Here is a 6555-nt window from a genome sequence, read left to right as displayed (position 1 = left end):
TCGGCCAGCGCTTCTTGCATGATCGCGATCAGGCGCTCGGCGGGCTTGGAGCGTTCAAAGCCCTTGGGCACGGCGCGCAGATTCTTCAGGTCATCGAGCGAGGTCGGGCTGGCGTGGGCCAGCTCGTACAGGCCGTCATCCTTGATGATGCGCGAGCGGGGAATGTCGCGGGTCTGCGCTTCGGTCTCGCGCCATTCGGCGGCGGCCTTCAGACCCGCCAGCCATTTCGCGGTGGTCTTGCGCAGTTTCAGACGCTTCCAGGCGTCTTCAGGATGCATCTGATAGGTGGCGGGATCGGTAAGGGTTTTCATCTCCTCGGCCAGCCAGGCTTCGCGGCCCACCTTGGCGAGTTTCTCACGCAGGATCGGGAACAGGTCGCGCAGATGGGTCACATCGGCGAGCGCATATTCCTTTTGCTTGTCAGACAGCGGGCGGCGCGACCAGTCGGTGAAACGCGAGCCCTTGTCGAGATTCACCTTCACCAGCGCACGCACCAGATTGTCGTACGACACGGAATCGCCCAGGCCCACGGCCATGGCGGCGATCTGGCTGTCAAACAGCGGTTTGGGGATCAGCCCGCCGCCCTCGTGAAAGAAGATTTCCAGATCCTGCCGGCAGGCGTGAAACACCTTCATGACGCTCTGATCGGTCAGCAGGTCATAGAAGGGCTGAAGGTCGAGACCTTCGGCCAGCGGGTCGATCAGCACTTCGGTGTCGTCGCCCGCCGCCTGTATCAGGCACAGCTGCGGCCAGAACGTGCTCTCGCGCATAAACTCGGTGTCTACGGCGACAAACTCGGCTTCACGCAGCTTCGCACACGCTTGGGCCAGGGACTCAGTATCGGCGATCCATTCCATGGCCCGCTCGAATATACCGAAGAGAGCGGTTTGGCGAGCCCTCAGCTCACTGAGGGCTTTTTCGTCGCGACAGCATGCGCCAGATGATGAAGGCGACCGCTCCCAGTGATCCCAGGGCGACGAAGACGAAGGCGGTCTGCAGCGGCGCGCTGACCGCGCCGATGATCAGAAGCACCAAAGGCCCCAGCGTGCCGCCCAGCCCGTTGAGCACGCCCGACGCCGCCAGCAGTCGCCCGCGCATCTCCGCCTTGGCGCGGCGCTGAGCCATGGCCTGCAACGGCACCAGGAACAGACCGCCGCCCACCGCCGAGAGGGTCAGATCAAAGAGGATGCGCCAGTTCTCGCGGTCGGACAGAAAGTCTGCGGCGTTGATCAGCTCAAGCCCCGGCGCCCGGTTCATCGTGTACAGCGCGATGTCGAGGGGGAAGACGGTCAAGAGGATCGCGCCGATCAGGGAGAAGCGCAGCGCATCGCCCGATTTTGACAGCGCGCCGCAGATCACGGCCCCGAGCGCGGCGCCGATGGTGAAGATCAGCTGGAAGACCGCCACTACGCCTTCATCGGCGCCGAGAACATCGCGGGTGAACAGCGGCAGCACGGTGATCACCGCCGCCGCCAGCATCCAGAACCAGGCGACGCCCAGGAGAGGCCGCAGCACGTCAGGCGCGCGCAGGGCGTGACCGAGCATGCGCGGGGTCTCCCACAGGACGCCCAGCAGCCCCCAGCGGACTTTCAGATCGGGATTGCCGCCCGGCGCCGGGGTTTGCTGGCGCATGGCGATCCAGCCCAGCACCGCCATGACCACCAGAAGCGCGCTGATCAGCGGCACGCCCCAGTCCGGCGCGATCAGCAAGGTGCCGCCAATGGCGCCCGACAGGATCGCCACATTGATGGCGCCGGACAGCGCTGCATTGGCGGGGACCAGCTCGTGCGGCTCCATCAGGGAGGGCAGGGCGGAATTGCGCGCCGGCAGGAAGAAGGTCGACTGCACGCCCATCAGGAAGAGGGTCAGGAGCAGCGCCAGCGGCAGCTGGAACAGGAAGCCGATCGCCGCCAGGACCATCAGGATGATCTCGGCGAATTTGGCGATGCGCATGATCTTGGTGCGGTCGTAGCGGTCGGCCACCTGTCCGGCGATGGCGGAGAAGGCGAAGATCGGCACGGTGAAGGCCGTGGCGGCCAGCGGCACCATGACGGCGTTGTCGAGACCGAACACCGTCCAGCCCTGATAGGTGGCGAGCGCCACCAGCGCATAGCGGAACAGATTGTCGTTAAAGGCGCCCAGGGTTTGCGCCAGCCAGAGCGGCAGGAAGCGGCGCTGGGTCATCAGGCTCGAGACGATTTTCAGGCTCATGTCAGCCCCTCCTTCACCAGCGCGTCGGTGCGCGCTTCAATCACGGCCTCAAGGCGCGCCATGAACTCATCTTTCTCAAGGCCGGGCTCGATCGGGTCGAGAAACTCCACCACGGCGCGGCCCGGCATCTTGCGAAACGATTGCTGGTTCCACGCCAACCCCAGATTGGTGGCGACGGGCGTGCACGGACGGTTCAGCGCAGCGTAGAGGTGCCAGACCCCTTTGCGATAGGCGTGTTTTTCGCCCGGCGCGGCCAGATGGCCTTCGGGATAGATCAGCACGTCACGGCGCTCATGCCGAAGCATGTCCAGGCTGTCGTTCATCCGGGCGCGGGCGTCGTCTCCGCCGCCATTGGACAGGACGATGGCCCCGAGCTTGTTGAGGATGCGGCCGACCAAAGGGAATTTGTACAGATGATCGCCCGCCACGAAGGACAGCTGGGCCAGTTCGGAAATCATCACGAAGCCATCGCCCCAGCTTTGATGCTTGGCGGCGATGACGCTGGGCTCTCGCGGCAACCGATCCTTGCCGCGCACCTCAATGCTGATCCCGGCGATACAAAAGAGCGCGACGCGCTGGGCGGAGCCATAAAGCTGGATGCCATAGGCAAGCGGCTTGCGGCCCGGCAGCAGCGCGAGCAGTGAGCAGGCGAGGGCGAACACGGCGGTGATCAGCCAGTAGGCGACGAAATAGGCGGCGGAGCGAACCATGGCGCATCCTCCTTGAGACGTCGGTGAAGAGAAGGGCTCAATCCGTTTTCAGAGCGGCCAGGGCGGCGTGCGCCAGGGCTGGCGCATTGTCTGTCATCAGGCCTGTCAGGCGCCCGGCCATGCGGTGGGCGGCGGGTTGCAAGACAAGACCCAGCGCCATGGCGGCCTTCAGCTCGGGGTCGCCGGGCGGGCAATCCCCATTGTCCATGGCGCGGGCGATGGCCTGGGCGATCAGGGTCACCGGGTCGGGGCGGCCCGCGCGGTCTGTGCGGCCAAAGCGGAACATGTGGATGAGATGGTATTCAAACAGCGCCGGGTCTTCATCAGCGGCCTGGCAATAGACACCCACCACACGCGTGACGGCGTCTTCAAAGTTGACCGCTTCGCTCAGCGCGGTCTCGACCAGATCAAACAGGCGCGAGTGGATCGCTTCGAACAGGGCTTCGGCCAGCACTTCCTTGCTTTTGAAATGGCGGTAGATCGACCCTTCGGCCACCTGAGCCGCACTGGCGATCTCACGGGTGGACACCGCGTCCACGCCATGTTGCGCGAACAGCACCAGGGCCGCGCGTTCGATCCGCGCCTTGGCGGTGCCGTCCACAGCGGTCACCCCGCGGGGATCGGGGGCTCCGGGGAGCGCGTCGTCCGCCATGTGAACCTCCTTGATGCGCCCTGAACTTGTGGCGCTGATGGGTGAGACCAGTACTTGCTCTAGAGCGATTAAGCCAATGAGTGAGCGATCACTCACATTTGCATCATGGCGGAGCCTGGCGGGCGAGTCAACACTGAGTGAGCGTTCACTCATTTTTGGTCCAGCGCTTGTATGACTTCCGGGAAGGGGAGGGAGATGGGGCGGTGCAAAGGAGGTGCGCTTGCGGGCGCGGATGCTTGGGGGTCTCGCATCCATGCACGAAAGTTGAGGCGGCGTATGGCCGGTTCTCGCCTTACGGGCGCTTGGCCAGCGCTTCAGCTTCAAGCGTGCGCGTGTGGTCCTGAACCCTCTGTTGCAGAGCACTCATGAAGGCGCGGCTATCAGCCTCGAGCGCCATGGCGGGCAGAAATTCGATCACGGCTGTGCCTGGATGCAGCACTTTGTCCTGCTCAGGCCAGAAACACCCAAGATTGGTGGCGACGGGGATGACGGGGCGATTCAGCGCCTGCGCCAGACGGTGCACGCCTTTTCGAAAGCGTCGCCCGCCGCCCACCGGCGTCAGACCGCCTTCTGGAAAGATCAGGGCCGAGCGCTGATCGCGCGCCAGCTGCGCGGCGCCGTCATCAAGCGCGCCATTGGCGCGTCGGCCCGCATCATTGTCCACCACCACGGCGCCCGCGCGCTGCAGATACAGCCCGACCAGCGGAAAGCGCAGCATGTGATCGCCGATCACATAGGCGAGGCCGGGGTCGCGGGCGATATGGCATAGCCCGTCGCCATAAGATTGATGCTTGGCGGCGAAGATGACGGGCTGGTCGGCGGGGATATGCTCAAGCCCGCGATATTCGAGCTTCACGCCGCATACATGCAGCCAGCCCCGGAACAGTCTTGAGAAGGCGCCGATCGCCCAGACCGCCGCCTGTCGGCCGGGCCAGAACAGCAGCGGCGCGCAGGCAAGGGCCAGCGATCCCGCCAGCGTCCAGAACCCGGTATGAAAAAGCGTGGCGCGCATGAGCGTCAAAATTGATGTGTTCGCCCGGTCTCACAAGCGCTTCGTGTGCAGCGCGACGCTCTTTACTCTGTTGCATGTCTTGACAGAGCAGGTGCAAACGTTCCTTTTCCAACCGCTTCTCGACCGCCCAATTGAAACGGACGATTTTCCATGCACGCTTATCGCACCCATACTTGCGGAGAGCTGCGCAAAGCCCAGATGGGCGAAACTGCGCGACTGTCCGGCTGGATCCACCGCAAGCGCGACCATGGCGGTCTGCTGTTTGTGGATTTGCGCGACCATTACGGTCTGACCCAATGCGTGCTGGAGCCTGATAATCCCAATTTCGCGACCCTGGAGCGGATGCGCGCGGAAAGCGTCGTCACCGTGACCGGCAAGGTCGTGGCGCGCTCTGAGGACACGATCAACCCCAACCTGCCCACCGGCGAGATCGAGCTGCTGGTGGAAGACCTTGTGGTTCAGTCCGCCGCTGAAGAGCTGCCGCTGCCCGTGTTCGGCGAGCCGGACTGGTCTGAGGAAGTGCGCCTGAAGCACCGCTATATCGATCTGCGCCGGGAAAGCCTGCACAAGCGCATCGTGCTGCGTTCGAAGATTATCGACTCTCTGCGTCGCCGCATGGTCGATGAGGGCTTCACCGAATACCAGACCCCGATCCTGACCGCGTCATCACCGGAAGGCGCGCGCGACTTCCTGGTGCCGTCGCGCCTGCATCCGGGCCAGTTCTATGCGCTGCCCCAGGCGCCGCAGCAGTTCAAACAGCTGATCATGGTGTCCGGCTTTGATCGCTACTTCCAGATCGCACCCTGCTTCCGGGACGAAGACGCCCGCGCCGACCGCGCGCCGGGCGAGTTCTATCAGCTCGACATGGAAATGAGCTTCGTCACCCAGGACGAGGTCTTTGGCGTAATGGAGCCGGTTCTGGCCGGTCTGTTCCGTGAATTCGCCGACGACCGCAAAGTCCCTGACGAGGCTTTCCCGCGCATTCCCTATGCTGAAGCCATGCGCAAATATGGCTCTGACAAGCCTGATCTGCGCAACCCGATCGAGATGGAAGCCGTCACCGAGCATTTCGCCGGGTCCGGCTTCAAGGTCTTTGCGGGCATGATCGAGAAGAACCCCAAGGTCGAGGTTTGGGCCATCCCGGCGCCGAAGGGCGGCAGCCGCGCGTTCTGTGACCGGATGAATTCCTGGGCGCAGAAGGAAGGCCAGCCGGGGTTGGGCTATATCTTCTGGCGTGAAGAAGAGGGCGCGCTGGCCGGCGCCGGCCCCATCGCCAAGAATATCGGTCCGGAGCGCACCGAGGCCTTGCGCACCCAGCTCGGTCTTGAAGCGGGCGACGCCGTGTTCTTCGCCGCGGGCGAGCCGTCCGCGTTCGCCAGCTTCGCCGGCAAGGCCCGCAATGTGGTCGGCCAGGAACTGAACCTGTTTGAAGAGAACGTCTTCCGCTTCTGCTGGGTTGTCGATTTCCCGATGTATGAATGGGATGAAGACAACAAGAAGGTCGACTTCTCCCACAACCCGTTTTCCATGCCGCAAATGGATCCCGATGAGTTCATGGCGCTCGACAAGAACGACCATGACACGCTTCTGGGGATGAAGGCCTGGCAGTACGACATCATCTGTAACGGCATCGAGCTGTCTTCAGGCGCCATCCGGAACCACCGTCCGGACGTGATGCTGAAAGCGTTTGAATTCGCTGGCTATGGCGAGGATGTCGTGGAAGAGGCCTTCGGCGGCATGCTGAACGCCTTCCGTTACGGCGCCCCGCCGCACGGCGGCATTGCGCCGGGCGTGGACCGGATCGTGATGATCCTGGCCGATCAGGACAATTTGCGCGAAGTCGTGATGTTCCCGAAAGACCAGCAGGCGCGCGATCTGATGATGAATGCGCCGGCCCCTGCGGAGATGCGCCAGCTGCGCGAACTGCACCTGCGCACCGTGACGCCCGAGGCCAAGAAAGACAGCTAAGG

The 6555-nt window shown here is 63.8% G+C and carries 6 protein-coding genes; 1 reads left to right on the top strand and 5 read right to left on the bottom strand.

Annotated elements, in window-relative coordinates:
- From rnd to B3M53_RS04295, 5 genes are all read right to left on the bottom strand, one after another.
- Positions 1 to 857 (bottom strand): ribonuclease D (gene rnd, locus B3M53_RS04315; protein WP_286799674.1); only part of this gene is annotated, 857 nt, incomplete at its 3' end.
- A gap of 46 nt (positions 858 to 903) precedes the next feature.
- Positions 904 to 2211: an MFS transporter gene (locus tag B3M53_RS04310; protein ID WP_273019892.1), complete on the bottom strand. Its 1308-nt coding sequence runs from the start codon at positions 2209 to 2211 to the stop codon at positions 904 to 906.
- Positions 2208 to 2921, bottom strand: coding sequence for a lysophospholipid acyltransferase family protein (locus tag B3M53_RS04305; protein ID WP_273019894.1), 714 nt, complete (start codon positions 2919 to 2921; stop codon positions 2208 to 2210). The genes B3M53_RS04310 and B3M53_RS04305 overlap by 4 nt, the downstream gene beginning before the upstream one ends.
- A 37-nt stretch (positions 2922 to 2958) precedes the next feature.
- Positions 2959 to 3573 carry a TetR/AcrR family transcriptional regulator gene (locus B3M53_RS04300; RefSeq protein ID WP_273019896.1) on the bottom strand — a complete coding sequence of 205 codons (615 nt, stop codon included), beginning with the start codon at positions 3571 to 3573 and terminating at the stop codon, positions 2959 to 2961.
- A gap of 292 nt (positions 3574 to 3865) precedes the next feature.
- Positions 3866 to 4585 carry a lysophospholipid acyltransferase family protein gene (locus B3M53_RS04295; RefSeq protein ID WP_273019897.1) on the bottom strand — a complete coding sequence of 240 codons (720 nt, stop codon included), beginning with the start codon at positions 4583 to 4585 and terminating at the stop codon, positions 3866 to 3868.
- A gap of 150 nt (positions 4586 to 4735) precedes the next feature.
- Here B3M53_RS04295 and aspS point away from each other — a divergent pair, with 150 nt between their 5' ends.
- Positions 4736 to 6553, top strand: coding sequence for an aspartate--tRNA ligase (aspS, locus tag B3M53_RS04290; RefSeq protein ID WP_273019899.1), 1818 nt, complete (start codon positions 4736 to 4738; stop codon positions 6551 to 6553).
- Positions 6554 to 6555: the final 2 nt, after the last annotated feature.

This window comes from Oceanicaulis sp. UBA2681, from assembly GCF_002354675.1.
Classification (GTDB): Bacteria; Pseudomonadota; Alphaproteobacteria; order Caulobacterales; family Maricaulaceae; genus Oceanicaulis; species Oceanicaulis alexandrii.
This window is presented reverse-complemented; position numbering and strand designations above follow the sequence as displayed.